General features: G+C 57.7%; 23 protein-coding genes and 7 pseudogenes. 14 read left to right on the plus strand and 16 right to left on the minus strand.

Annotated features, from left to right (window positions below):
• Position 1 precedes the first annotated feature (1 nt).
• A complete protein-coding gene (chrA, locus tag ACQZ6F_RS28870; RefSeq protein ID WP_449095599.1) occupies positions 2 to 1,411 on the plus strand; it encodes a chromate efflux transporter in 1,410 nt (469 codons plus the stop codon).
• Positions 1,408 to 2,460: a Cj0069 family protein gene (locus ACQZ6F_RS28875; RefSeq protein WP_449095598.1), complete on the plus strand. Its 1,053-nt coding sequence runs from the start codon at positions 1,408 to 1,410 to the stop codon at positions 2,458 to 2,460. The genes chrA and ACQZ6F_RS28875 overlap by 4 nt, the downstream gene beginning before the upstream one ends.
• Before the next feature lie 82 nt (positions 2,461 to 2,542).
• Here ACQZ6F_RS28875 and ACQZ6F_RS28880 read toward each other — a convergent pair whose 3' ends face one another.
• From ACQZ6F_RS28880 to ACQZ6F_RS28890, 3 genes are all read right to left on the minus strand, one after another.
• A complete protein-coding gene (locus tag ACQZ6F_RS28880; protein WP_449095597.1) occupies positions 2,543 to 2,746 on the minus strand; it encodes a hypothetical protein in 204 nt (67 codons plus the stop codon).
• A 66-nt stretch (positions 2,747 to 2,812) separates the two neighbouring features.
• Entirely contained in the window at positions 2,813 to 3,235 is a 423-nt protein-coding gene (locus ACQZ6F_RS28885) for a PIN domain-containing protein (RefSeq protein ID WP_449095596.1), read from the minus strand.
• On the minus strand, positions 3,232 to 3,486 hold the full coding sequence (locus tag ACQZ6F_RS28890) for a type II toxin-antitoxin system Phd/YefM family antitoxin (RefSeq protein WP_199149394.1): 255 nt from the start codon (positions 3,484 to 3,486) through the stop codon (positions 3,232 to 3,234). The genes ACQZ6F_RS28885 and ACQZ6F_RS28890 overlap by 4 nt, the downstream gene beginning before the upstream one ends.
• A gap of 862 nt (positions 3,487 to 4,348) precedes the next feature.
• On the opposite strand from ACQZ6F_RS28890, the pseudogene ACQZ6F_RS28895 reads away from it, so the two are divergent.
• A pseudogene (locus tag ACQZ6F_RS28895) lies at positions 4,349 to 4,722 on the plus strand (recombinase family protein); the annotation flags it as partial.
• A 91-nt stretch (positions 4,723 to 4,813) separates the two neighbouring features.
• Here the strand turns inward: ACQZ6F_RS28895 and ACQZ6F_RS28900 are convergent.
• Together ACQZ6F_RS28900 and ACQZ6F_RS28905 are read right to left on the minus strand one after the other, a co-directional pair.
• Positions 4,814 to 5,005: a GNAT family N-acetyltransferase gene (locus ACQZ6F_RS28900; RefSeq protein WP_449096343.1), complete on the minus strand. Its 192-nt coding sequence runs from the start codon at positions 5,003 to 5,005 to the stop codon at positions 4,814 to 4,816.
• A gap of 413 nt (positions 5,006 to 5,418) precedes the next feature.
• A pseudogene (locus ACQZ6F_RS28905) lies at positions 5,419 to 5,618 on the minus strand (NUDIX hydrolase); the annotation flags it as partial.
• Between ACQZ6F_RS28905 and ACQZ6F_RS28910 the strand changes: the two are divergent.
• Positions 5,618 to 5,704, plus strand: a pseudogene (locus ACQZ6F_RS28910) (oxidoreductase); the annotation flags it as partial. The pseudogenes ACQZ6F_RS28905 and ACQZ6F_RS28910 overlap by 1 nt on opposite strands.
• Before the next feature lie 29 nt (positions 5,705 to 5,733).
• Positions 5,734 to 5,883: pseudogene (locus ACQZ6F_RS28915) on the plus strand (NAD(P)-binding domain-containing protein); the annotation flags it as partial.
• 91 nt (positions 5,884 to 5,974) lie between these two features.
• On the opposite strand, the gene ACQZ6F_RS28920 reads toward ACQZ6F_RS28915, so the two are convergent.
• Positions 5,975 to 6,865, minus strand: coding sequence for a LysR family transcriptional regulator (locus tag ACQZ6F_RS28920; RefSeq protein WP_449095595.1), 891 nt, complete (start codon positions 6,863 to 6,865; stop codon positions 5,975 to 5,977).
• Between the two features lie 103 nt (positions 6,866 to 6,968).
• On the opposite strand from ACQZ6F_RS28920, the gene ACQZ6F_RS28925 reads away from it, so the two are divergent.
• The 4 genes from ACQZ6F_RS28925 (at position 6,969) to ACQZ6F_RS28940 (ending at position 9,261) form a co-directional block, all read left to right on the plus strand.
• Complete coding sequence (locus ACQZ6F_RS28925; RefSeq protein WP_449095594.1) at positions 6,969 to 7,763, plus strand: SDR family NAD(P)-dependent oxidoreductase; 795 nt, start codon at positions 6,969 to 6,971, stop codon at positions 7,761 to 7,763.
• A 143-nt stretch (positions 7,764 to 7,906) separates the two neighbouring features.
• A complete protein-coding gene (locus tag ACQZ6F_RS28930; protein ID WP_449095593.1) occupies positions 7,907 to 8,497 on the plus strand; it encodes an NADPH-dependent F420 reductase in 591 nt (196 codons plus the stop codon).
• A 77-nt stretch (positions 8,498 to 8,574) separates the two neighbouring features.
• Positions 8,575 to 8,988 carry a YybH family protein gene (locus ACQZ6F_RS28935; RefSeq protein ID WP_449095592.1) on the plus strand — a complete coding sequence of 138 codons (414 nt, stop codon included), beginning with the start codon at positions 8,575 to 8,577 and terminating at the stop codon, positions 8,986 to 8,988.
• Between the two features lie 42 nt (positions 8,989 to 9,030).
• Positions 9,031 to 9,261, plus strand: coding sequence for a hypothetical protein (locus ACQZ6F_RS28940; RefSeq protein ID WP_449095591.1), 231 nt, complete (start codon positions 9,031 to 9,033; stop codon positions 9,259 to 9,261).
• 7 nt (positions 9,262 to 9,268) lie between these two features.
• Here the strand turns inward: ACQZ6F_RS28940 and ACQZ6F_RS28945 are convergent, their stop codons facing one another.
• Entirely contained in the window at positions 9,269 to 9,604 is a 336-nt protein-coding gene (locus ACQZ6F_RS28945; RefSeq protein WP_449095590.1) for a hypothetical protein, read from the minus strand.
• Positions 9,605 to 10,301: 697 nt separating this feature from the next.
• On the opposite strand from ACQZ6F_RS28945, the pseudogene ACQZ6F_RS28950 reads away from it, so the two are divergent.
• Positions 10,302 to 10,733 (plus strand): annotated as a pseudogene (locus ACQZ6F_RS28950) (IS6 family transposase); the annotation flags it as partial.
• Between the two features lie 259 nt (positions 10,734 to 10,992).
• On the opposite strand, the gene ACQZ6F_RS28955 reads toward ACQZ6F_RS28950, so the two are convergent.
• Together ACQZ6F_RS28955 and ACQZ6F_RS28960 are read right to left on the minus strand one after the other, a co-directional pair.
• Positions 10,993 to 11,616 carry an NAD(P)-dependent oxidoreductase gene (locus tag ACQZ6F_RS28955; RefSeq protein WP_449095589.1) on the minus strand — a complete coding sequence of 208 codons (624 nt, stop codon included), beginning with the start codon at positions 11,614 to 11,616 and terminating at the stop codon, positions 10,993 to 10,995.
• 66 nt (positions 11,617 to 11,682) lie between these two features.
• Positions 11,683 to 12,105 carry a DoxX family protein gene (locus ACQZ6F_RS28960; protein WP_449095588.1) on the minus strand — a complete coding sequence of 141 codons (423 nt, stop codon included), beginning with the start codon at positions 12,103 to 12,105 and terminating at the stop codon, positions 11,683 to 11,685.
• A gap of 118 nt (positions 12,106 to 12,223) precedes the next feature.
• Between ACQZ6F_RS28960 and ACQZ6F_RS28965 the strand changes: the two genes are divergently transcribed.
• Positions 12,224 to 13,129, plus strand: a complete 906-nt coding sequence (locus ACQZ6F_RS28965; RefSeq protein WP_449096344.1) for a LysR family transcriptional regulator — start codon at positions 12,224 to 12,226, stop codon at positions 13,127 to 13,129.
• A 230-nt stretch (positions 13,130 to 13,359) separates the two neighbouring features.
• Here the strand turns inward: ACQZ6F_RS28965 and ACQZ6F_RS28970 are convergent, their stop codons facing one another.
• The gene (locus tag ACQZ6F_RS28970; protein ID WP_449095586.1) at positions 13,360 to 14,274 is read right to left on the minus strand and encodes an SDR family NAD(P)-dependent oxidoreductase; all 915 of its coding nucleotides are present in this window, start codon (positions 14,272 to 14,274) and stop codon (positions 13,360 to 13,362) included.
• A gap of 70 nt (positions 14,275 to 14,344) precedes the next feature.
• Positions 14,345 to 15,429 (minus strand): IS630 family transposase gene (locus ACQZ6F_RS28975; RefSeq protein WP_449095665.1). Its coding sequence is split into 2 segments (ribosomal slippage): positions 14,345 to 14,907 and positions 14,907 to 15,429, totalling 1,086 coding nucleotides; the frame shifts between segments, so codons are not numbered across the junction.
• Between the two features lie 54 nt (positions 15,430 to 15,483).
• Here ACQZ6F_RS28975 and ACQZ6F_RS28980 point away from each other — a divergent pair.
• The gene (locus tag ACQZ6F_RS28980) at positions 15,484 to 15,768 is read left to right on the plus strand and encodes a MarR family winged helix-turn-helix transcriptional regulator (RefSeq protein WP_449095585.1); all 285 of its coding nucleotides are present in this window, start codon (positions 15,484 to 15,486) and stop codon (positions 15,766 to 15,768) included.
• A gap of 198 nt (positions 15,769 to 15,966) precedes the next feature.
• Positions 15,967 to 16,791, plus strand: a pseudogene (locus ACQZ6F_RS28985) (IS3 family transposase); the annotation flags it as partial.
• Between the two features lie 64 nt (positions 16,792 to 16,855).
• Here ACQZ6F_RS28985 and ACQZ6F_RS28990 read toward each other — a convergent pair.
• The 5 genes and pseudogenes from ACQZ6F_RS28990 to ACQZ6F_RS29010 all read right to left on the minus strand — a co-directional run bounded on the left by ACQZ6F_RS28990 (position 16,856) and on the right by ACQZ6F_RS29010 (position 22,092).
• Positions 16,856 to 17,890 carry a sensor histidine kinase gene (locus ACQZ6F_RS28990; RefSeq protein WP_449095584.1) on the minus strand — a complete coding sequence of 345 codons (1,035 nt, stop codon included), beginning with the start codon at positions 17,888 to 17,890 and terminating at the stop codon, positions 16,856 to 16,858.
• Positions 17,887 to 19,329: an ATPase domain-containing protein gene (locus ACQZ6F_RS28995; RefSeq protein WP_449095583.1), complete on the minus strand. Its 1,443-nt coding sequence runs from the start codon at positions 19,327 to 19,329 to the stop codon at positions 17,887 to 17,889. Before ACQZ6F_RS28995 ends, ACQZ6F_RS28990 begins: the two co-directional genes overlap by 4 nt.
• A 437-nt stretch (positions 19,330 to 19,766) precedes the next feature.
• Positions 19,767 to 19,925 (minus strand): annotated as a pseudogene (locus ACQZ6F_RS29000) (IS5/IS1182 family transposase); the annotation flags it as partial.
• 61 nt (positions 19,926 to 19,986) lie between these two features.
• Positions 19,987 to 20,745, minus strand: a complete 759-nt coding sequence (locus ACQZ6F_RS29005) for a sulfite exporter TauE/SafE family protein (protein ID WP_449095582.1) — start codon at positions 20,743 to 20,745, stop codon at positions 19,987 to 19,989.
• 57 nt (positions 20,746 to 20,802) lie between these two features.
• Positions 20,803 to 22,092 carry an epoxide hydrolase family protein gene (locus tag ACQZ6F_RS29010; RefSeq protein WP_449095581.1) on the minus strand — a complete coding sequence of 430 codons (1,290 nt, stop codon included), beginning with the start codon at positions 22,090 to 22,092 and terminating at the stop codon, positions 20,803 to 20,805.
• A 185-nt stretch (positions 22,093 to 22,277) separates the two neighbouring features.
• Between ACQZ6F_RS29010 and ACQZ6F_RS29015 the strand changes: the two genes are divergently transcribed.
• The gene (locus ACQZ6F_RS29015; protein WP_449095580.1) at positions 22,278 to 23,621 is read left to right on the plus strand and encodes an aminotransferase-like domain-containing protein; all 1,344 of its coding nucleotides are present in this window, start codon (positions 22,278 to 22,280) and stop codon (positions 23,619 to 23,621) included.
• Positions 23,622 to 23,824: the final 203 nt, after the last annotated feature.

Genomic DNA, 23,824 nt, shown 5'->3' on the forward strand with positions numbered 1-23,824 from the left:
GATGGTTGAACTTGTCAATGGGAAAGCCGGATCATCCGGAGTGGACGATCATGCGCTGCCATTCTCGGAGGGGGTGAAGGTCTGGGCCAGAGTGGCCGCGTTGAGCTTCGGCGGACCGGCGGGCCAGATCGCGGTGATGCACAGGATCGTGGTCGAAGAGAAGCGCTGGATTGGCGAAGAGCGGTTCCTGCACGCTTTGAACTACTGCACCTTGCTACCCGGCCCCGAAGCTCAGCAGCTCGCAATCTATATCGGATGGTTGCTACACAAAACAAAAGGCGCGCTCGTCGCAGGCACGCTGTTTGTGCTGCCTGGCGCGATCGCCATTATGGGGTTGAGCTGGATCTACGCCATCTTCGGCAATGTCGTAGCGATCCAGGCGCTGTTCTTCGGCCTGAAGGCGGCGGTCCTCGCGATCGTGCTCGGCGCTGTTCTCAGGATAGGTAGAAGATCGTTGAAGAACAATGTCATGATCGGGCTGGCGGCGACAGCCTTCATCGCTCTGGCATTCTTTCAGGCACCGTTCCCATTGGTTGTTGTCGTAGCAGGACTGATCGGCTTCGTCGGCGGCAAGGCTGGCTGGGCAGCGTTCTCAGGCGGAAGCAATCATGGGAAGATCGGCGGCACGCAGGTCGCTGATGTCGACAGTCTCCTTGGCGAAGGTGTGCCGGCCCATGCGCGCCCGAACGCGATCTGGCTGCTGAAGGTCGCCGCGGTCGGTGCGGTCGCATGGTTCGGGCCGATCATTCTGCTGTTCGCGGTCCTTGGGCAGCATAGCGTCTTCTCCGACATCGCGGTGTTCTTCTCCAAGATGGCAATGGTTACCTTCGGCGGCGCATATGCGGTCCTGTCCTACGTCGCTCAGGAGGCGGTAAACCACTACGGTTGGCTAAAGCCCGGTGAGATGCTGGACGGGCTGGGTCTGGCGGAAACGACGCCTGGTCCGCTGATCATGGTCACCCAGTTCGTCGGGTTCATGGGAGCCTATCGTGCACCGGGTGGACTATCGCCACTGCTCGCTGGGACGCTGGGGGGATTGTTGACGACCTGGGTCACCTTCGTCCCTTGCTTCCTTTGGATTTTGCTCGGCGCACCTTTCATGGAAACACTGCGCCGCAACAGGGCGCTTTCGGCAGCACTTGCCGCGATCACCGCCGCCGTCGTCGGCATCATCCTGAACCTTGCCGTGTGGTTCGCACTGCATGTCCTGTTCTCGCAAGTCCGGAAGGTGAGCGGCTTCGGCATCACGGTCGACGTACCCGTGCTGAGTTCCGTCAATCTCCCATCCCTGGTGCTCACACTCGCCGCAATCGTTGCCGTCTTCCGGTTTAAAATCGGCCTGTTGACCGTGCTGGGGGCAAGCGCCTTCGTCGGGCTGACCTACGGCCTCACGTTTGGAGTTCACCCATGAACCGCCCGTCACCACGAGTGGCGATCGTCTGGCGCGGTGACCAGGAGACCCGGCGCACTGCGACCCCACAGAACAACCGCTATCATCGGATCTTCGAAGAGCTGGCGGCGGTCGGACTGGTAGCGGAACCTGTAGTCTTCGACGAGGGGTTCGCAGGCGACGTTCTCGACCAGCTTCTTCAAGTCGATGCCGTCCTCGTTTGGGTGAATCCACTCGATGACGGAAAAACGCGGATAGTACTCGACGCGCTTTTGCGAAAAGTCACAGATGCCGGTCGATTCGTGAGCGCGCATCCTGACGTGATCCTCAGGATGGGCATTAAGGAAGTACTCTACGAGACCCGAAATATGGGCTGGGGCGTCGACACGCGTCTCTATCGGACCGCCGACGAATTCCGTACGATGTTTCCCTCGACCCTCGTGCAGGCCGGGCCGCGTGTCTTGAAACCAAACCGTGGTAATGGCGGCCAGGGGATATGGAAGGTCGAACTCGTCGGAGAGCCATTGGGCCGTTCGACGCCAGTCCAGGTGTTGGAAGCCCGATCGGGTAGCATCCCCGAAGAGCTCGACTTGAGCGACTTCATATCCCGCTGCGAAACCTACTTTGCGGACGATGGTTGTATCGTCGATCAGCCATATCAACCACGCCTGCCCGACGGAATGATCCGTTGCTACATGTCCGGCGACACTGTGGTCGGCTTCGGCCATCAGCACATCAAGGCGTTGGTGACGCCACCACAGGGTGCCGATCCGGAGGCATTGAAGCCAGGCCCCAGGATCATGCATCCCGCCGCCGCAGAAGCCTTCCAGGCCCTAAGGCGGAAGATGGAAACTGAGTGGGTGCCAGAGATGATATCGGCGCTTGGCGTTGAAGTGGGATCATTGCCAATCATTTGGGATGCCGATTTCCTCTATGGGCCGCCCGACGCGTCAGGCCACGACACGTATGTTCTTTGCGAGATCAACGTCAGCTGTGTCTTTGCCATTCCTGACGACGCTCCCGCGGAAATCGCACGCGCCGTAGCATCCCGACTGAGCGTGCACGAGTAATGGGATAAGGCCCCATAGGGCGGCCTTCGAAGGAAATGTGATGCCGCGGATCATTGCCGCGGCATGAACAACGTTGACTTGGTTACAATTTATCCAGAAACGCCAGAAGCTTGTCGTCGGCTCTAAACCGCCCGCTCTGCCGTTCTTCGAAACTGGCGACCTTCGCCAGTGCAGCTTCCTTGATCGCTAGATGAGCATGGAGATATGGCTGGGTCGAGCGACTGGATTCGTGACCAAGCCAAAGCGCTCTCAACGTGGTGTCGACACCTGCGTCGAGCAATTCCATTGCTGCGCTATTGCTCTTGATAAGATTCGAACCATCGGTACCCACTATGCATGACCTTGGTGGCCATCAACCCAGCCACGGGTCCATCACAACAGCGCCCGTGCCTTCGAAGTCCCGAACATTGCGCGTGACCACTATCAGGCCGTGAACTAGCGCGGTCGCGGCAATGAGTGCGTCCGCCTCATTACGTCGATCTGGGATATGCAGGTGCGCGCAACGGGTCGCGATTACATCATCGATTGATAAGATACGGCCGACGAACTCTGGCCGGACGTGATTTTCTAACCAGGAACGCAAGCGCGCGCCCTGGACTGCATCTCGGTGCTGGATGCTAAGGATTCCTCGTTCCAACTCCAGGATCGTTATCGCGGAAAGACACAGCTGTGTCGTCGCTTGAGCTCTGGCCCATACAACCACATTTGCATCGGCTTTGCCGTCTCCAACCTTCCTCAGTTCAGATAGAACATTGGTGTCCAGCAGATATTTCACGAGAGATCCACGCCACGAGGTGCGATCTCGATCCGAGGCGCGTCGAAATCAATATCTGACAAGCCCGGCATGGAAAGGGCATCGACAAGATTGGGGCGCTTGCCGGTAAGACGCTCAAATTCACCATAAGTCATCAATACATGAGATGGTTTGCCGCGATCAGTGATGATAACCGGACCATTTTGGGCTGCCTTTTTCGCGCTACTCACATCATGGTTCAATTCACGGCTGGAAAGGCTTGTGATCGTCATAGAATGCACTCCATGTAGGCACGTACCTACACATAATATTCTTGAGCCGAAATGCAAGATCAATGTTTTTGGTCTTGAAAGAGAACCGAACCGGTGACCTTCTATCACTCGAGCGCGCAAGCCATTGCTTGGCCAAACCGGTCAGTTGCCGAGTGTCGCAACGGCGATAGCGTGGCGGCATTAGGAATGCGGCTAACTCCTGGGTAACATTCGTCAAGTCGTTAGGATTGTGTGCAATGCCTCGGATGGATCGGGGAAGACAACCTTTGCCGATGAGTTAGCTCTGCTCGTGATGAAAGCAAACCGCTCCGTCGTACGAGCGAGCGTCGACGGGTTTCACAATCCCGAGGAAATCCGCTACCGACGCGGCAAAAGTGATCCAGAGGGCTTTTTTCTGGACTCCTACAACTACGACAGTCTGCGTCATTTTTTTTCTTGGCCCGTTTCGATGTGGGGCCGCCTTAGTGGACGTTGCCCGCTACGATCATGCAGCCGACGGAGAAATCTCGAAAACCGGACATGTCGAGCCGTCGGCCGTACTCCTTCTCGATGGCATCTTTTTACATCGGGATGAATTGCGGGGCCAATGGGACTGTAGCGTCTTTTTGTCGGTGCCCTTCTCAGTCTCCTATGGGAGAATGGCGGTGAGAGACGGTTCCAAGCCTGATCCTTTGGCGCCTGAAAATCGCCGCTACTACCAGGGCCAACTCCTCTATCTTCAGACTTGTAAGCCAGAAGATCGTGCAACAATCGTCATCGATAATTCTGTTATAGAAGCACCGAAGCTCGTACACAGACGGCCCGAAGACTGAAGCCGGATCGTTTCACAGGATCGACCGCTATCCGCGCATTTTTTCAAGCTTTGACCGATGATTTTTGGTGCTTGTTCCCACCCGTACCAGCCATCTTGCTCCACTATGCAGGCGTTTCGACAGAGGACCAGCTCAACGACGCGCAAGTTGAAGAGCTGCATGTAACCGGCTGCCATCGCATTCATCAAGAACTTGGATCGGGTGCATCCCGCACAAGGCCGGTTGTTGCCACGCTACTGAAGGAACTCGCTGCCGACGACGTGCTCGTCGTCGCACGCCTCGATCGCCTGGCCCGATCGGTCAACCATTTACTCATCTCATCGAGGACTTCGAGAAGCGCAACGCGCATTTCCGCTGGTTGCACGATCCGATCGATACATCGACGCTGCAGAGGCAGCTGGTTGCCGAAATCGCCATCGCCGGTCCGGCTCTGTCGCTGGGCGATCTTGCTGCCCAATTGGCCAAAACGCATGAGGGGCCTCCGCGCGGAGGTAGCAAATAGCAACCGTCTTCTGTCAGGGCGCGGCTGGTTCGAGATGTTTGGATGCAACTTGTATCGCCCGCAGGAGGCCTTCCTTTGTAACACCCGCCTTCTCCATTACGCGCGCCGAAGCAATATTTTCGACATCGCATGTGGCTTCGGCGCGAAAAATCGCGGGGTGTGAAAGCGCGTGTCCGACCTCCCAACGCACAACCTCGCTGGCCACTCCCTGCCTCCAATAATGCCTTCGAATAAGCCAACCTTATGACACGCGGCTTGAGTTCAGTCGCGGATGGATCATTCCGATCAGCTCATCTGGCGTGCCTCTGATGCTGATTATCCCGGGATAAGCTGGTACCATCTTGCCATTCTTGATCGTCCTGCTTGGTAAGATCATGCGCCTGAGAAATGTCCGTATGAGGACGCCAGACCAGATAATTGGTGACCTCTGGATCCGTCGCCCATCCGGCAAATATGGTTTCGGCATCCGAGAGACGAATCCGCCGGACCAAATAACGTTGCGTCTCGCAATTTTTCTGGAGGCCTATAGACGTCATCCATCGCAACTCTCCGGGCAAAAGACAGTTTCAGCGTAGTGTTTTGTCAGTACGGTGATTGAGCTTTTACCGTCTGCCCTTTTCATAGTTTTTCAGGCTGGGCCGGATGGTCGCCCAGCTTACGGATGAACTTACCAGCCTCGTCCGGCGTAACCCAGTTGAGGATTCGTTGTCCCTTCTCCTTGAAATCTGCGCGGATCTCTTTGACTTCAATCTCGAACATCTCGACGATGCGGGGGCAACGTCACCGTCGTCAAGATCCTTCAAATAGGTGTATCGGCCTTCCCCTCACGTTCCTCGCCTCCGATGAAAGCTCCTACATCACCGGTATCGATCCTGCCGTCGATGGTGGTTGGGCGCAGGTCTGAATCGGCATTCATACAGGTGGAGAAACATTATGAGCTATGCAATTATTTGCTTCGGCAAGATCGGCCACGCTCTTGCCAAGGTGTTTGCCCGCAAGGGCATTGACGCGACCGTTGCGACCACGCGTGATCCGGAAAGTTTTGCAGCAGATGCGGCCGCGATCGGGCCCAAGGTCTGCCCACCCGGCACATAAGCGGAAGTTGTTGCGACAGGGCGCGCGGTACCTAGGCGTCCAGCGCCAGCGATGGCGATCGGCGTTGCTTCGGCCTGGGCTAGAGATGCTGCGGAACGGCTGCTGCAAAGAAGTCGGTCGCGCGGCGCACGCGTGCCGGCACGAACCGACGCTTCGGCCAGACGAGGCTGATGTCTCTGACGTCGCAGAGAAAGTCGTCGAGTATCGTGATCACGTCAGGATGATTGAGCTCATCGGCGAGCGAGACCTTGGCGAAGAGGCCAATTCCGATGCCGGCTAGAACTCCAGCCCGGATCGTTTCGACGCTGTTGGACGACAAGTTGCCGCGAACGGGCACGCTGAAACGTCCTTCCGGACCTGCGAAGGGCCATTTCGCCAATTCCGCTAGGCCACCGTATAGAAGGCAATTGTGCTCACTCAGGTCTGCGGGGGACTTCGGCATCCCATGCTTCTCGAAATAGCGACGGGATCCGACGCAAACGAGGGGCGTGACCGCCACCCGGCGGACAACTGCGTCTGAGTCTTCGACAGGCCCAACCCTGATCGCCAGGTCGATACGATCTTCCACCATGTCTCGCACGAAATCCGAAAGAACGAGATCCACCTGAAGGGCGGGATAAAGCGACAACAACTCGGGTATCAGCGGTAGGATATGTAGGCGGCCAAATGTGGAGGCCACGCTTATCCTTATCAGGCCCGAAACAGTCTGCGTGCTGCTCGCAAGTTCGCTATCGGCATCGTCGATTTCATCAACGAGCGCCTTCGTCCGGTCATAGTATCGCTGCCCCTGATCCGTCAGGGTCACGCTGCGGGTGCTACGATTGAACAGTGCCACGCCGAGGCGTTTCTCGAGCGCGGCGATTGCCTTGCTGATAGCGGGCTGTGACTCGCCGGTCCGACGCGCAGCAGCCGAAAAGCCGCCCGATTCGACCACCGCAATAAAGGCACTCAACTCGTGAAATCGGTCCATCCTATTCTCCTCAGGCATCAATCTTATGGCGATCCGCGTTATTATCAATGCTTTCCGTATAACTTAAATGAGGCGTCTACCAACGCTTGAAAGGGAATGTGCCATGAATATCGATAGTACCGGACGCAAGGCGATTGTTACTGGGTCTACGGCGGGTATAGGCCGAGCCATTGCCGAAGGGTTGGCGCGTGCCGGCGCCTCGGTGGTCATCAACGGTCGCCGTGAGGACCGGGTCGCCGCAACGCTTCGCGAATTGCGCGCCCTTTTCCCGAAAGGCGAATTCGTCGGTGTCGTCGCCGATCTTGCCACCCCAGAAGGCGCGGCGGAGTTGTTTGCTCGGGCCCCGGATGCGGACATTCTCGTCAACAATGTCGGCACGGGGCGCGTGAAGCCCTTCTTCGAAATCGGCGACAGCGAGTGGATCGATCTCTTCGAGTTGAATGTCATGAGCGGCGTTCGCGCCTCCCGTCACTATGTGCCGAACATGATGAAGCGCGGCTGGGGTCGCGTCGTCTTCATCAGTAGCGAGTCCGCACTCGCAATTCCTGTGGATTTGATCGACTACGCCATGACCAAGACCGCTCAGCTCGCCATTGCGAGGGGCTTGGCCGAGACAGTTGCCGGTACAGGCGTCACCGTCAATTCGGTCCTCCCTGGTCCGACCAATTCGGAGATTATGGGCGGTTGGATGAAGGCGGCCGCAGCGGCGCAAGGCATCACGCAAGAGGAAGCTGAGCAGCAATTCCTCAAATCGACGCGCCCGAGCACGCTCATCAAGCGCTTCGCCACAACCGAAGAAGTCGCAAACCTCGTCGTCTATGTATGCTCGGAGCAGGCTTCGGCTACAACCGGTACTTCTTTGCGTGTCGACGGCGGTGTCGTTCGGACAATTGCATAGGGCGCCCGCGTTTTCACTCGCTCAACGCGCCCCCGGGATCGGCGCAGAACATCTGCTTCCCTCCCGGGTGGACAACAGCCCACGTCAAATGCGCCAGCATTCGTACGAATATTTCCACTCTAAACGGCAGCCAAGAGGATCTCATGAGCTATGCGATTATAGGTTTTGGCGCAATTGGCCAGGCACTTGCCTGCGCGTTCGCCCGTAAGCACATTCAAGTATCCGTCGCGGCCCGGCAGCCGCCGGAGGCCATCGCGCCGTTGGCCGCGGCGATTGGCCCGACAGTGACCGCGAGCTCACTGCAGGACGCGCTCAAGGCCCAGATCGTCATCTTAGCAATCCCTTTTTCGGGGATTGCTGAACTTGCTTCCATGACGAACTGGAGCGGAAGAAGGGTCATCGACCCGACAAACGCGATCAAGTTTCCCGATTTCACTCCGGCTGACTTGGGCGGTAAGTTTTCCTCAAGCCTCGTTCAGGAGACCCTAAGTGGGGCGCAGGTTGTCAAGGCCTTCAACACAATACCCGCTGCAGTCCTTGCACAGAGTCCTGAAGAAGATGGCGGGCGCCGTGTCGTATTCTTGTCTGGAGATAACCCTGACGCCCGCAAGGATATCTCCGCCCTCATAGACGACCTGGGCTTTGCACCAATGGACCTTGGGTCGCTTCAGGACGGCGCGCCCCAGCAGTGCTTCCACCCTCTTTGGGCGAAAAATCTGATCCTCAAGGGCTAATCCAACGCCCAAGCCGCCAGTTTTTCCTCGCCCTCAGGCGGACTGCACCGGTTCACAACTAATGGAAAGGCATCAAAATGACTGTGGACACCCCAACGCGTTCCGCTATCGAGGCAACCATCTTTGCATATTTCAGAGCACTGAACGATGCCAACATCGACGCTATACTTGACCTTTATTCCGAAGATCCGGTGATGTTGCCGTTTCTCCAACCCGCGGTCCTAGGGCTCGACGCCGGTCGCGCAAACTACGAAAGCACTTTCCAACTCATCCGCTTTGAAATGCAAACCACAATCCAGGAACTTGTGGAGATGTCGCCAGAATGGGCCTACGTGCGCACTGATACCAGCGGGATCTTCACGCCGACCAGGACTGGAGAGGGCGCGCAGACTGCCTTCCATGAACTCTTTCTTTTGCGAAAGAAGGGCGATGAACATTGGAAAATCGCACGATACAGCTTTTCCCCGGCGTGCGCCCTCCCGCCCATCTAGTCGGCGGGTCAATGTCGGTGTGACGTTCTGGCGCTCCAAGCGATGGAGCTCTATCTGAATGCATTCTCGCTGGCCAAAGGCGTGAATCCCACCACGATCTGCGGTCTACGGCACGACCTTGGCGAGCGGGTCCGTATGGCGTCTGATGCTGGCCTTGTCCTGCGCAAGCGTGCGATGGTGCACCTGGCAACGCTGTCACTGCTGAACCGAGTTATCGTGACTGTCGATGAGCTCTCGCGGACGGTGCGAAAGGTATTGCGGGTATCCCCGTGAATACTCCTCATCCAGGCAGCGTTGGCTGGGCGTACCTCAAGCCCACAATATTTGGCTTACTCTTGAAGGGAACTGAATCAACGCCCCACTTAAGATTCATTTTTAGATGCATGACATCAGACCCTGCGCTTGACAGAATTTCTTGATTTTTCAATTTGGCAGTATTGGCGAGACTTCCGGCCCCGGAAGGCTGTTGTCCGTCGAAACTTAAGCCTTGATTGGCGCTACGGCTTTCAAAGCCGACCGTCTCTCCTTGAAGTGTCGGCCATATGGCATAATATGCCATATGGTGATTGAAATGCACCTGGACATCAGCTGACCGGAGAATCCAAAATGCCGACACGAAACGTTGTCCTCACCGAGCACCACGAAGAGTGATCGACAAGTTCACGCGTGTTTCGACCAGCAGGGTAATCACCGCTACCCGTTGGCCTGACGAATCTTCAAATTCAACGGATGTGTGGGAGGAGTTTTCGTGTTGAAGGAAAACATGGCGAGCACCATTACAACAGCTCTGGAGGCTGTCAGTTGATCGGTTTCCTCAATATGGCTTTGCGCTAAAATGCGTTTCGATTCAACCCGTACTTTAAAATTGTATCGCGCCATTGGCCATCACAATTACGTCATATCCCAGCAGATTTATTGTATGTTTTAATGTATTCAATGGTTGCAGTCTCGCCATTTCGCGACACAAGCCGACAACATTGCGTTATCCGCTTTGCCCGCAGATTCAGTGCGCCCTGTGCTGTCACTTCTGCTTACCTCATCTCCTTGGCGGCCATCCATTTGGGCAGGTTAACTAAACCCTCGGTAGATGCCAGAATGGCCACCGCCGGATAGGATGCCACCCCCGATCCGGGCAATGCAGTGTCCGACGGCGCTACGCCCCCAATCCAAGTGTCGTCGGACACTTCGAATTCAAGTTCATAGATCGTCGGAGGATGCTGAATCCACGACGCCTTCTAATTGCGTGACGCTCACCGCGATGCAGCCAATCAGTTGCCGCAATGCAGAGACATGAACATGCAGCCTGCCAGGCGATGTCGCATTGTCTGCGGCTTAACGGTTTGTGGATAGTGGGGTTGAGATGAGCAAGCCCACAATCAGCTATAAAAACCATCGCTTCCCCCGCAGATCATTGCCGATGCTGTCTGGCTGTATTTTCGGTTCCCTTTGAGCTGGCGGGTGGTCGAGGAAATGCTGTTGGAGCGCGGCATTGTTGTGTCTTATGAAACGATCCGGCGATGGGGCCGCAAATTCGGCCCGGCTTACGCAAAGCAGTTACGCAGAAAGAAGCCGTCGCGAAAGGACATCTGGCATCTGGACGAGGTAGCGTCGAGATCGTCTGGACCCGCCGCTATACCAAGGCCGCCAAGCGATTGCTGATCAGGCTGCTAAAGAAACAGGGTCTCGCACCGAAGCGCATCGTCACCGACAAACTTCGTTCATACGGCGCAGCAAAGCTGGACCTTGAACGGTGTCGAGTGCCGCCGATATGGTCCTTAGGACTTCATAAGCCTTCTCCGATTGAGGCCCGCAGAGTGTATCAGTTTTTCCGTCTCCCGTGGCCCAGCCCGAGGGATTCACTCCATTAGGCGCATAATTTCCATTGAAAATGAGCCATGTGAACCTTCCCCAATGCGGCGAGCGGCGGGGGCATGGGTGTTTCATCACATCGCATTTTCAAAGGAGAAAATTAGACGTTATCTTTCAGGGCTGCGGGGCGAATGCTCACCACATGAGAACTGGTGTCCGCCCCAACCAAGTGTCGACCGTCAGTTGCTCCACCGCGAACCGAGAGACATCCGCGCGTGCTATCTTGCCGCCATTGACGCCTGCGAGGTCGGTGAAGGCCCTGGCGTCGCCACGAGCTGTGTCATCGGTGAGCATGGCGGGCCGGACCAAAATCCAGTCGAGTGAGCTGGCGCGGATCGCGGCTTCCTGACCGTTCTTATCCTTGTAAGCCTGACTGAGCAACAGAGGCTGGAACAACCGGTCGAACACGAAGCCGCCGTGGCCTCGGCTGTCCCCGACTCCAAGGGCAGAAATGCAGACTAGACGGCGCGCGCCTTTGCGTGTCATCGCCGTGACCAAAGCCTGAGCGGCGACGGTCAGCAGGGTGACCCTACGGAATCCCATGCCGGTGCCCAAGGCGCTGATGACGGCATCGCAGCCGTCCAAGGCACGCATAAGGGCGGCCTCGTCGCGAGCATCGCCCTCGATCACGTCTCCTCCCGGCAGATCGGCTCGCGCCTTCGAGCGAACCAACGCGACGACAGAATGGCCTTTCGCCATGGCGTCGCGGACAATCAGGCGTCCGGTTCCGCCCGTTGCTCCTAAAACAAGAACCTTCATGTGGTCACCTTTACTAAGAACATGCGTATTCTCCTCATTTTAGGGACAGAGCACTGCCCTGTTTGTTCAATGGATGAGCGGCAGAATGCCCCGGATACGGGGATCGCGCAGATAGAGGCCACCCCATGTCATCGCGCCCAGAGCCAAGGAAATGAGTTCCGGCAGCGACCCCAACTCACCAATGCGGACATGAGCGCAGATCGCCCCTCCCAGAAAGCCAGTCACCAGGATTGCGCCGAGAACGGCGGTGGCCGGAATGGCGTAAAGGATGGCGCAGGCGAGTATGATCGGACCCACCACATGGGTCAGGTCCATCGCGAAGCCGGTTTCCTGCAACATGCTCGCAATCTGTGCCGGCGCGAAAAGCTGAATGGTGCCATCTGCTACCAGGGCGATAACGACAATCGCGCTCATGATCCGGCCGGCCCACAGGGCGCGACGGAAGGTCATGGTTTGAGGCACCTGATGTAGATTCATAGTTCCGGACATTTGTCATTCTCCGATGGGGGATCCGAGTATTCGGAACTTACTGTGTCCTCTGAATGTGATAAATGCTGGGGAAATTAACTCACTGTTACCCCCGAAGAGAACAATACCGAGGCACGAAATGCAGAATCTCGAACCCATCCTCATTTTCATAAGGGTAGCGGAAATGGGGAGCTTCACCCGCGCAGCCGATAGCTTGGGCATCCAAAAAGGGAGGGCCTCAACGGCGGTCCGGAAGCTGGAGGGAGATGTCGGTGTCAGGCTCCTGCACCGGACGACGCGCAGCGTGCAGTTGACGGAGGACGGACGCGCATTTCATGCCCGCGCCCGCGATCTGCTTGCTGAAGTCGATGACCTGCACTCGATGTTCGCAGGCGATGGCGTGGCACTTCGCGGGCGTTTGCGGGTCGATCTTCCGACCGAGGTGGCGCGCACAACCATCGTGCCGGCCTTGCCGGATTTCCTGGCGGCTCACCCAGAGTTGGAGCTGGAGGTGTCGAGTACGGATCGGCAAGTCGATCTGGTCCAAGAGGGGTTTGACTGTGTATTGCGGCTTGGACCCATCAGAGACGAGACGCTGATTGCCCGCCCAATGGGCCTGTTGCGCATGGTCAACGCTGCCAGCCCCGCCTATCTGGCGCGCTATGGCATCCCGCGATCGCTAGACGATCTCAAGCGTCAGCAACATCGGACAATTCATTTTTCGACGATGCTGGGCGCAAGGCCCTATGGATGGGAATATCCGCACGGCGACAGCTACGCGACGCTTCAGTTGCCAGGTGCGCTACACGTCAACAGTGCGCAGACCTACGACGCCGCTGCCCTCGCCGGCCTTGGACTGATTCAGGCGCCTCTCATAGGGATTGGCCAATATTTTGAGAGTGGAGCGCTTATTGAGATCATGCCCGATTTTCGTCGCCGGGCGATCCCCGTGTCTCTCGTCGTAGCACATCGGAGCAATCTCTCGCGCCGGGTCCGCACATTCATGAAATGGATCGAAGAGGTGCTGACCCCGTACCTGGAATAGATGGCTACTTTCGGGAGGACTTGCTTCGGCCGGGAACGGCGAGCACGAGGGCGCAAAGCCAGGCTTTTGGGAAAGCGCCTTCGATGACCGTAATGGGCCAACGGAGACATATCACCCTGAATGTTGGTTTCCACGCAAGACTTCGTCCGAGAGCGCCACGCTCGTTTGGCGGCGGCACGTGCGACCGCAGAATGCGGGTCTGATCAAGCCTCGCGTGAGCCGGTGCGGTGTCAGAGCTTCTGTTGCTCGATCACCGTGAAGCGCAGTGCCCTTCCGTCCGCCGCAACCAAGCTGTCCATTTCCCTTTCGAGCTCATCGCGATCATCGACGCCACGCAGAAGACGACCGGCAAGTACGTCGAAACGTCCTGCGGCGATGTCCGCAATCAGAAACGCGGCGCGTGAGGGGTCGACGTCAACGCCATCGTCGAAAAGCTGCTGGATGCCCGGCAGATAGGTTTTCCCGGCCTCTGATGATAGCTGCATTTCGGTCATCGCGCTTCGCACGAGCCCTGGATCGACTGCGAAGGCGCGCACGCTGTGAGCGATCGTCGTATCATTGAGGCACTCCGTCAGGCGCATGATGGCTGCTTTGCTAGAGGCGTAACCAGAGCCATGGGGAAAGCTGTTGCCGGTTCCGCCGCCCACAAGGTTGACGATCCGGCCCTTGCCCCGCGCCAACATTCTCGGCGATGCCGCGCGACATGTGTGGAAAGCTCCGCGCAGATTGATCTCCACGTCTCGCCACCAGACAAGAGGATCACACTCCCATAACGGGCCGAAAGCCTGGAAAGAACCGTGGTTATTGACCAACAGATCGACGGGACCCAACTCGGACGCGATCCGCGCAAAAGCCCTTTCGACCGCGCCATAGTCGATGACGTCTGTGGTCACAGCGATCGCTCGCCCACCCTCTCCCTCAATCAACGAGACGGTTTCCTCGATTTCCGTCTGTGTGCGCGCAAGAACAGCAATTTTGGCGCCCTCCCGCGCCTGCTGGATGGCGATCTCCCGGCCAATTCCCCTGCCGCTACCGGTGATGACCGCTACAGTGTCCGTAAGTCGAGCCATTTTACTCCCCTCAAATCGCAGAAGATTTTCGTCGTTCTCGCGAATACTATGTAGACGGTGGTGCAGGATGATCAATGCTGCGCCTCGGCTTCGCACGGAAGCGTTTACGTCAGCATATCCAGCACCTTCTACCAACCCTCAATGATCAGAACTCATGCGCCCATTTCCGCCGACCGATGGACATTATCCTCCATGGTCGGTCCTGCAGTTTTCGCCAGGCATCGCAGCAGTGATCGGCGATGTCGTCGTAAGATTTGAAGACGCGGTTCGAAAGCCAGTTTTCACGCATGAACTGCCAAATATTTTCTACAGGGTTGAGTTCGGGCGATTTCGGCGGCAATGGCAGGATGGTGATGTTTCCCGGAACGGCCAGGGCGTTGGACATATGCCAACCGGCCTGATCCATGATGAGGATAGCGTGCGCATCATCGGCGACGTTCCGGGATATTTCTATGAGATGCTGGTTCATAACGTGGGTGTCGCACCAAGGCATGACGAGGGCTGCGGCTTTTCCGTGTTTGGGGCAGATTGCACCGAAGATATATGCTGAGCGGGTGCGATGGTCGTGTGGCGCGGAAGGCCTTGATCCACGCTTGGCCCAGCGACGCGCGATCTTGTTCTTCTGGCCGATACGGGCCTGGTCCTGAAACCAAATTTCGATCACTTTGCCCTTGGCGGGGCCAGTGGCAACCTCTGTGCTGGGGAAGCTTTTTTAAAAGCCTCGATCGCATCAGCATCCTGCGCGTGATGCCTTGGCCGAGCAGAGAGCTTGCGATACCCCATCGAGCGCACTTCAGGTCCCAAGGTCTGCTCGCTCACCGAGATGCGGAATTCCTCCCATAGCCATTGTGCCAAATCACACAGACGCCAGCGCACCACCCCATCGAGATAGGGTGTCGGACCACGCTCAAGGGCTTGCGCCAAGGCCGCGCGCTGATCGCCGTTAAGCAATGACGGTTTGCCTAGAGCCTTGCCGTTGATCAGTCCGTCAGGACCCAGCGTATTAAAGCGCACAACCCAATCTCGCACGATGTGCAGGGTCACGCTACCGAGCCGCGCGGCATCTGCGCGGGAGCCACCATCATAAATGGACGCAAGCGCCAAGAGCCGCCGCGCCTGACTGGCATTCTTTGTCTGTCGGGCCAGAAGCCGCAGTCCATCTACATCAAATCTGATCGCAAGCGAATTGCCGAACTCATCGCAAACCTCCGGTTTGCAACATCGATTCAGATTCGGCCGCTTTTGGGAATCCCAAGAGCCAGGATTAATGAAGGTTGGTATAACATGCTGGCCGAGCGGCTCGACGTCGAACGCACGGCGATGGGGAAGATGGTCGGCACGCTGGAGAGGGACGGTTTCGTGACGATGAAGCCGTCGCCCACCGATGGCCGCTATCGGATCATTGAACTCACCCGCGAGGGCGATGCCCTGCATGACAAGGCATCGCCTCTCTGGAATGCAGCGCAACAGGAGTTCGCGAAGCTCAACGGTGCAGCGGGCGTCGCCACCCTTAGGAAAGAACTCGACTCGATCGTCGTTGAAAACGTCCTGGAGCGTCCGTGCACTTGATGGTCTGCGACGACGGTGCTCGGAGCGATTGGGAGCCAAATCTCGGTGGAAATACCGGCGGTGCGGACGAAAACTTGGACCACCAGGAGGAAGTTCATGTATTTCTATGCAGACAGACTTCGAGCCGTTGAGCTTTATATCAGGCTTGGCAAGCGACTTAACCCGACCATTCGGCAGTGGGGTTAAAGATACCTATCGCTTGCTAGACTGCTCGCCCAGTTGCAAATTGCGCGAAGCTGCTACTTTTATCATCGCACGCGCATGTGTCTGGCAGACAAGTATGCCGCCGTCCGGCGCAGCCTTGCGGAAATCTTTGAAGCGAACCGTCGTTGTTACGGCTACCGCAGACTACAGGCGTCACTTGCTAGGCAGAGCGTGATCATCTCGGAAAAGGTTGCCCAGCGCTTGATGAAGCAGCAGCACTTGGTCGTGGCCAGACCGCGCCGACGGCGTTTCGGATCATACTTGGGAGAAATAAGTCAGGCACCCGAGAACCTGATCAATCGCGACTTCCATGCAAAAGCGCCGAACGTGAAGTGGCTGACAGACATCACTGAGTTCCAGATCCCGGCTGGGAAGGTGTATCTTTCGCCCATCATCGACTGCTTCGACGGCATGGTCATCAGTTGGTCGATTGGAACGCAGCCAGACGCGGGGCTGGTCAATACTATGCTGGATGCAGCTATTGAGACCGTGACCGGCGGCGAGGAACGGCCAATCGTTCATTCCGATCGCGGAGCCCATTATCGCTGGCCAGGCTGGCTAACACGGATCAGCGAAGCGAAAATGGTTCGCTCGATGTCCCGAAAGGGCTGCTCAAAAGATAACGCCGCATGCGAAGGCTTCTTCGGCCGATTGAAAACGGAACTCTTTTATCCACGAGATTGGAAAGCCATCACAATCGAACAGTTCGTTGCCGAGGTAGACGCTTATATCCGCTGGTACGATGAGAAGCGTATCAAGATATCGCTGGGATCACTCAGCCCGGTCGAATATCGCAAGAGTCTCGGCCTTAAATTATGAAGCAGTCCAACTTTTTATCCGCATCCCCACCGGCTCAGTTCCGCGTGGAAACCAACAAATAGCCTTATTTGAGCCGTTCCAGTGGGCCAACCACGTGGCACCGCAGACCGTGCCGATCGAACACGATCTTGGGCTTGGATCCGAACAGGGCTCCGAGCGCGGAACGTACATATCTGGTGCCGTAACCCTGCCGTGTCGGCTGCGTCACCTCGGGACCACCTGCTTCAACCCAGTCTAGCGATAGTGTCGGCGGATCATCCGCCGAGATGGACCAGGCAACGTCGACACTGCCGTCTTTTTGTGACAGTGCGCCGTACTTGATGGCGTTCGTCGTCAATTCGTGAAGACACAGAGCAATTGTCGTGGCAGAGATGCGACTGACGAAAACATCGGGCCCTTGGGCTTTGATACGACTGAGGCCATCGCCGTTATAGGGCGCAACCGTAACCGCAATCACCGATGAGAGAGAAGCCTCTTCTCCACCGGCCTCGAATACCACCGTATGCACATTGGACAAGGCGTGCAGCCGACTGGTAAAATCTTCCGCAAGTTCCTCGACCGTCGAGGCGCCGCGCCGCGTCATCTGAAAGATGGAGGTCACGCTCGCAAGAATATTCTTGATGCGATGATTGAGCTCCAGTCGAAGCTCGACCTCGCGATCGATGGCGTCGCGCACCTGTTTCTGGCGCAGCCGCACCAGAAGATTGGTCTGGATGCTGTTGACCAGCTCCAGCCGGGCGATCGGGCGCGTGTGGAACAGGAGACGCGCGCCGGGCCATGACCGATGCAGATGCTCGCGAATTCGATCAACCGGTGCCGCCCGCTCGAGGAGCACCAGGATCGGAACTTCCGACCAATCCGGCTGGGCGGCGAGATGCTCACCGATCGCGGCAATGATCGACGCGCTCAAGGCTTCATGGGTAATGACAATGACGCCGGGAGACTGCGACAGGTGATTGGCCAGATCGTCGCCGATCAGGCCGTGGTTGACCGCTATATCCTGCTCACGCAAAAACGCAGCGATGTAGTCTGCATCCTTGCGAAACGGAGCAAGGACGAGCACCCAATCAAGCTCGCTTTCGCCTGCCGCCTCATTCATTTCGGATCAGGAAGGGGATTGTAGGCAACAACGCTGACGCCGCCGCTTTCGATCAGCAGTTCCTGGACATTGAGATCGTGCGGACCGTGTCGCTTTTTGACAACGGTGATATTGCGACGCAACCTTCCTTCGTGCTCGACGATCCGAAGCAGCAGCACCGTGTCGCCGAGGAAGCTGACGTCGACGTCGATGCCGACATTTTGGCCAAGCAGCCCATGCTGGGCGACGATCAACATGGTCAGCACGCCGGAGCGGGCGAGGAACTTGAGCAGCGACTGGATATCGCGGACAGCCTTTTCGCGGTGGGGCAACGAGTTGAGATAGCCGGTCAGGCTGTCGATAACGACCACGCGGACCTTGTTCTCGGTCACGGCGTCCTGGACGATCTGGCCAAATTCGCCCGGGGAGATTTCGTTCGGGTTGAAGTCGCGGAGAATGAGCTTGCCGTCCTTATGGAATTGACGCAGCTGCATGCCCAGACCTTCGGAGCGCCGGAAAAATGTTTCAAGCCGCTCTTCGAACAGGAACAGCGCGACGTTTTCGCCACGCTCGAGCGCCGCGGTTGCATAAAGCGATGACATGGTCGATTTGCCGGTACCCGACTGGCCAATGACCAGTGTCGTGGTTCCGGCTTCCTGGCCGCCGCCAAACATTTCGTCCAGCGCTGCAACGCCGGACTTGATCAGTTGCGGCTTGCTCGTTTCCGCTGCGGTATTGGGCATGATCCTTGGGAAAACGACAACGCCCTCACCTTCCCGGATCGCCATGTCGTGATAGCCGTCGGCAACCGGGACACCGCGCAACTTGGAAATCTCGACGCGACGCCGCACACCGCCGTATTCCTCCAGCGACTTGTCGAGGCGAATGACGCCGTGGGCTAATCCTTCCACCTCTTCCCCGCTACGATCATAGCCGGGCGTTTGAGTATCGAGCAGCAGTGCGACAACGTTGCGTTTCGCCAGAAAGGATTTGAAACTGATCAATTCCCGCCGAAAACGCGGGGAGTCGCCGGTGATCAGCCGGATTTCCAGAAGCGAGTCATAAACCAGGCGGCGCGGCTTGTACTCCTCGATCGCCGCTTCTATCGCCTTCCTGGTTTCATCCAGACGAAGGTCGGCCGTCATGAAGATGCTTTGGTCGTCCGCCTCGCTGACCGACCCTGAGGTGGTCAACTCTTCGACGCGAATTCCATCCAGCGTCCACCCATGTGAAACCGCGATGGCTTCGAGCTCTGCCGCCGTCTGCGAAAGCGTCACGTAGATGCAGCTTTCGCCCGCCTCCACGCCGGCGCGGAGAAACTGGAGTGCCGCCGTGGTCTTGCCAGATCCCGGCGCGCCCTGAAGCATGTAGAGGTTCGATGCCGGCAGGCCGCCGCGCAGGATCTCGTCCAGTCCTGTTATTCCGGTGCTGACAACTGCTGGCGGTTTCCGTCTCGGCATATCGCATCTTTCCCAAAAGCATTGGCAGATCCCGAAAGAACCTACGCATCATCATCATCGAGAGATGCCACGCTGTTATATTGGGGTTTCCCGAAACATCAATGACAGGCTGCGTCCTAAGCCCGCGTGCGTGATGGGTCGGGTCAATGAACCGATCGACTAATAACGCGGTGCGGGTATGCCGCCTTAAACTGCGCAAGCATCGCGCACGCTTGCTGCAGAACCCGAACGTAGCGGGCATTCGCAAGGTGGCAAAATCAGCTTTGAGGGATAAATTCGATGCAGTGGACCTGCCGTCTTTGAGCTTTTCGGAACGTAACTCCTAACATTTGTTCAGATCCCGGCGAGCGGCTGGAGCAATCTCGCGAGAAAGCCACGGAAGTGGGCTCTGGTGCATCGATCGTAGTGCGAGCGGAATTCGGTCTTTGATGCTGCGGCTATGCGGTAGCTTTTCCGCACCGGACGGATTTCGGGCGGGCACATGCCAGCATTCGATTGAGGACGGTGCAGCCGATGGCAAGTTCCGTCTGCTGTGCTGCGAATGAGCGTGCTCGCAGGCGGCGGCCAATGATCAACTGGTAACGACCGATCCGGGTCAGCGGTTCAGTTCCCTTCAAGACCGACAATCACCACTTTAGTCCGGCGTGAGTAACATGCTCATGCCATAAATCCAGAAACGCCGTCCCACAGCAATTTCGTTGCTGTTAGGACCAGTAAACCGTAGCAGGCACGATAGATCTGGCGTTGGTCCAGCACCGCGTGAAGCCGCCAACCGAGCCACACGCCGCTCGGAATGGCAAACAGACAAGTCACCATCAGTATCCAGAGATCGGTGGTCGGCCTCACCAATAGCAGCCACGGTATCGCTTTGGTCGCGTTGCCGACTGTAAAGAATAGGCTAGTTGTTCCTGCATAAATGTCCTTGCTGAGGCCAAGAGGTAGCAAATACATGGCAAGTGGCGGCCCACCCGAATGCGCCACCATCGTCGTGACGCCGGAGGCGAGGCCAGCTGCGATCGCTTTTGGCGTCGACCGAGGGCGTATTGGTGTCTCCGTGCCCCTGATAAGCCAGAGGCCGACAAAGATTAGGGTGGTCGCTCCCATTACGATTGCGATGGCACGGTGATCAAGGAGGTGGAACAGCAGATAGCCAAAACCGATGCCAAATATCAGCCCCGGCAAGAGCAACACAAGATCCGGCTTCGACCATGTAGAAGGCTTCCAATAGCGCAGGGCAAACAGATCCATCGCGACGAACAAGGGTGCAAGCAGACCGCCGGCGGTGACCGGGTCCATTACGATCGACAACAGAGGTATGCCGATAATGGAGAACCCGCCGCCGAACGCCCCCTTCATTAGGCAGATCAGGAAGACGCCGGCAAAGGCGACGAGGATTGTGGTGACGCTCAACTCCATGTGATTGCCTCCACGCTCGACGAGGTAGGTATATTTGTCGACCTCATTTGAACTTCCTCAACGCAATGTGCGGAACGTCGCGCGCAACTCTTCGGCCAGGAGTTGCGGCTGTTCCCAGGCGGCGAAATGACCACCCTTGGGCAGGCGGTTGTAGTGGATGAGATTGGTATAGGCCTTGCGCGTCCAGCTTTCCGGCGCGGTATAGATCTCGTCGGGAAATGCGCTCACTCCCATCGGCAACTCGACACCCTTGGGAGCAAAGAAGGCAAGCTTGCTTTCCCAGTAGAGGCGCGCCGACGAAACGGCTGTATTGGTCAGCCAGTAGAGGGTGATATTGTCGAGAATATCTTCACGCGTCAGCCCTTCGTTGGCACCGTCGAAAACCTGCGTGATCAGGGCGCGGCTGCGATCGTCATGGTCAAGCATCCAGGCCGCCAGGCCGATCGGGGAATCCGCGAGCGCATAAAGCGTCTGCGGCCGGTTCACCATTTCTTGGGCGTAGCCGAGTCCGTGTTTATAGAAGAAGACAAGCTGGTCCCAGGCATAGCGCTCGTCGGCCGAAAGATCGGCCGGTGCCGGACCATCAGGCAGGAGCTTTGCAATCTCGTCCGGGATGGTGGCAGGCATGTTGGTGTGGACACCGATCAACCCCGAAGGCTTGAGAAGCGCCATCTGTTCGGTGACTGCATTGCCCCAGTCGCCACCCTGGGCGACATATTTCGTATAACCGAGGCGCCGCATCAGCTCGACCCATGCGCGCGCGATACGCTGGGGGTCCCATCCGATCGCCGTCGGCTTGCCCGAACAACCGTAGCCCGGAAGCGAGGGGATGACGACATCGAACGCATCGGCCTCCATGCCGCCATGCGCGGTCGGGTTGGTAAGCGGGTCGATGATCTTCAACTGCTCGATGATTGAGCCCGGCCAGCCATGGGTGATGATCATTGGAAGGGCGTTTGGATGCTTTGATTTCACATGGATGAAGTGAATATCCAGCCCGTCAATCTCAGTGATGAAATTCGGCCGGGCGTTAAGTGCCTTTTCGGCCTTGCGCCAGTCGTGATGATGCGCCCAATAGTCGGCGAGCTTCCGCATGGTCGCGAGGTTGACGCCTTGCGAGGCGTCCGGCACCGTTTCGCGTTCCGGCCATCTCGTTGCGCGAATGCGTGCATGAAGATCGGCCAGCGCCTCGTTCGATGCGTGGAAGGTGAATGGACGGATCCCAATGGGTGCTGCCTGGGCGCTGGATTGCGCATAGGTGGCGAGCGGGGTGGTCAATGCGACTGCGCCAAGCAACGACGAGGCCAGGAAATCACGGCGACCGATCTTGCTCTCAATGTCAGACATGCTCTTTCTCCTGTTGGATGAGAGAACGGCGACGTCGATCCTGGCCATGCGAAGACGCTCGTCGAACGAGCCTTCTGCATATCAGGGTGGGAACCGTCGCCGTTTCCGGTACAATGTATTTGATGACGATAGGATGTTCCGATATATTACTCGGTGCAATAGAAACATTGCACTCGGAGCAATAGATGTCGAAATCCGAATATCTGAAGCTGGCTGACATTATCGCCGCGGAAATAGCCGACGGCAGGCTCAAGCCGGGCGACCGCCTGCCTCCGCAGCGCAACTTCGCCTATCAACGCAACATCGCCGTCTCGACGGCAAGCCGCGTCTACACCGAGCTGTTGCGCCGCGGCCTCGTCGTCGGCGAAGTCGGCAGAGGCACCTTCATTTCCGGTGACGCCAGGCGCGGCGTGGCAGCGACAAGTGAACCGCGTGGCATCCGGATCGACCTTGAGTTCAATTACCCGATGCTTCCCGATCAGACCGCGCTCATCGCCAAAAGCCTCGATGGACTTGAGAAGGCGGCCGCGCTCGACATGGCATTGAGGCAGGCCATCAGCATCGGATCGCCGGCGATCCGCAGCATTGCGGCCGCTTACATGTCTCAAGGCGGATGGTCTCCCGCACCCGATCAGCTCGTATTCACCGGGAACGGGCGACAGAGTATCGCCGCAGCACTGGCTGCAATCGTTCCGACCGGCGGCCGTTGCGGCGTGGAGGCTTTGACATATCCTTTCATTAAGGGCATTGCGGCCCGGTTGGGTATCGCGCTGGTGCCACTCGCAATGGACGAAGGCGGTGTGCGGCCCGACGCGGTGGAAAAGGCGCATCGCGAAGCGCATCTCTCGGCCATTTACATTCAGCCTGCGATCCAGAATCCGTTGGGCGTGACGATGACTTCTGCACGTCGCGCAGATCTCTTACGCACCGTCGAGAAGCTGGGTCTTCCAATCATCGAGGACCATGTCTATGGCTTCCTCGACGAAGGGCCGCCCCTTGCCGCGCTCGCGCCGGACACCTGTATTGTCATCGACAGCCTATCCAAGAAAGTCGCTCCGGGTTTAACGCTGGGCTTCATCATCGTGCCGCAGCGGTTGCGTGAAAGTGTGATCACCTCGGTGCGTTCGGGCGGATGGGCCGCATCGGGATTTGCCTTTGCCGCCGCGCAGCGCTTGATTAGCGATGGTACGGTCGAGGAGCTGACGAGGCTGAAGCGTCTTGACGCGCGGGCGCGTCAGAAACTGGCGGCTGATCGCCTTTCCGGTTTTGAAATCCAGACCAATGGGAAATGCTACCATCTGTGGCTGATGTTGCCAGCGCACTGGCGCTCCCAAAGTTTCGTTGCTGCGGCCGCCAGGCGCGACATTGCATTGACACCATCTACCACCTTCGCCGTGACGCCCGGCCATGCCCCCAACGCCGTCCGGCTCGCCCTGGCGGCGCCGGCAATCGACCAGCTCGACAGCGGCCTACGTACGTTGGCAGCGATGCTGAATGTTGGAGAGGACGACTTTGATTCAACAGAATGACGAAAGTGAAATTGCAATGGCAAAGCGCCTTCCCCGGATTCCCGCCACGTACAGCGAACGCGATTTCCAACGACGTGCGCGGCCGCCGAACAAGCGCCGATAGTATAAGCGGTGCCATCTATGACGGCAGCCAGGCAAAGAATAACTGCCAGCGACGGCCGGTTGCCAGAGCCTGAAAACTCCGGAAAATCACCCAAGTGGGA

The organism is Rhizobium sp. A22-96, assembly GCF_053521805.1.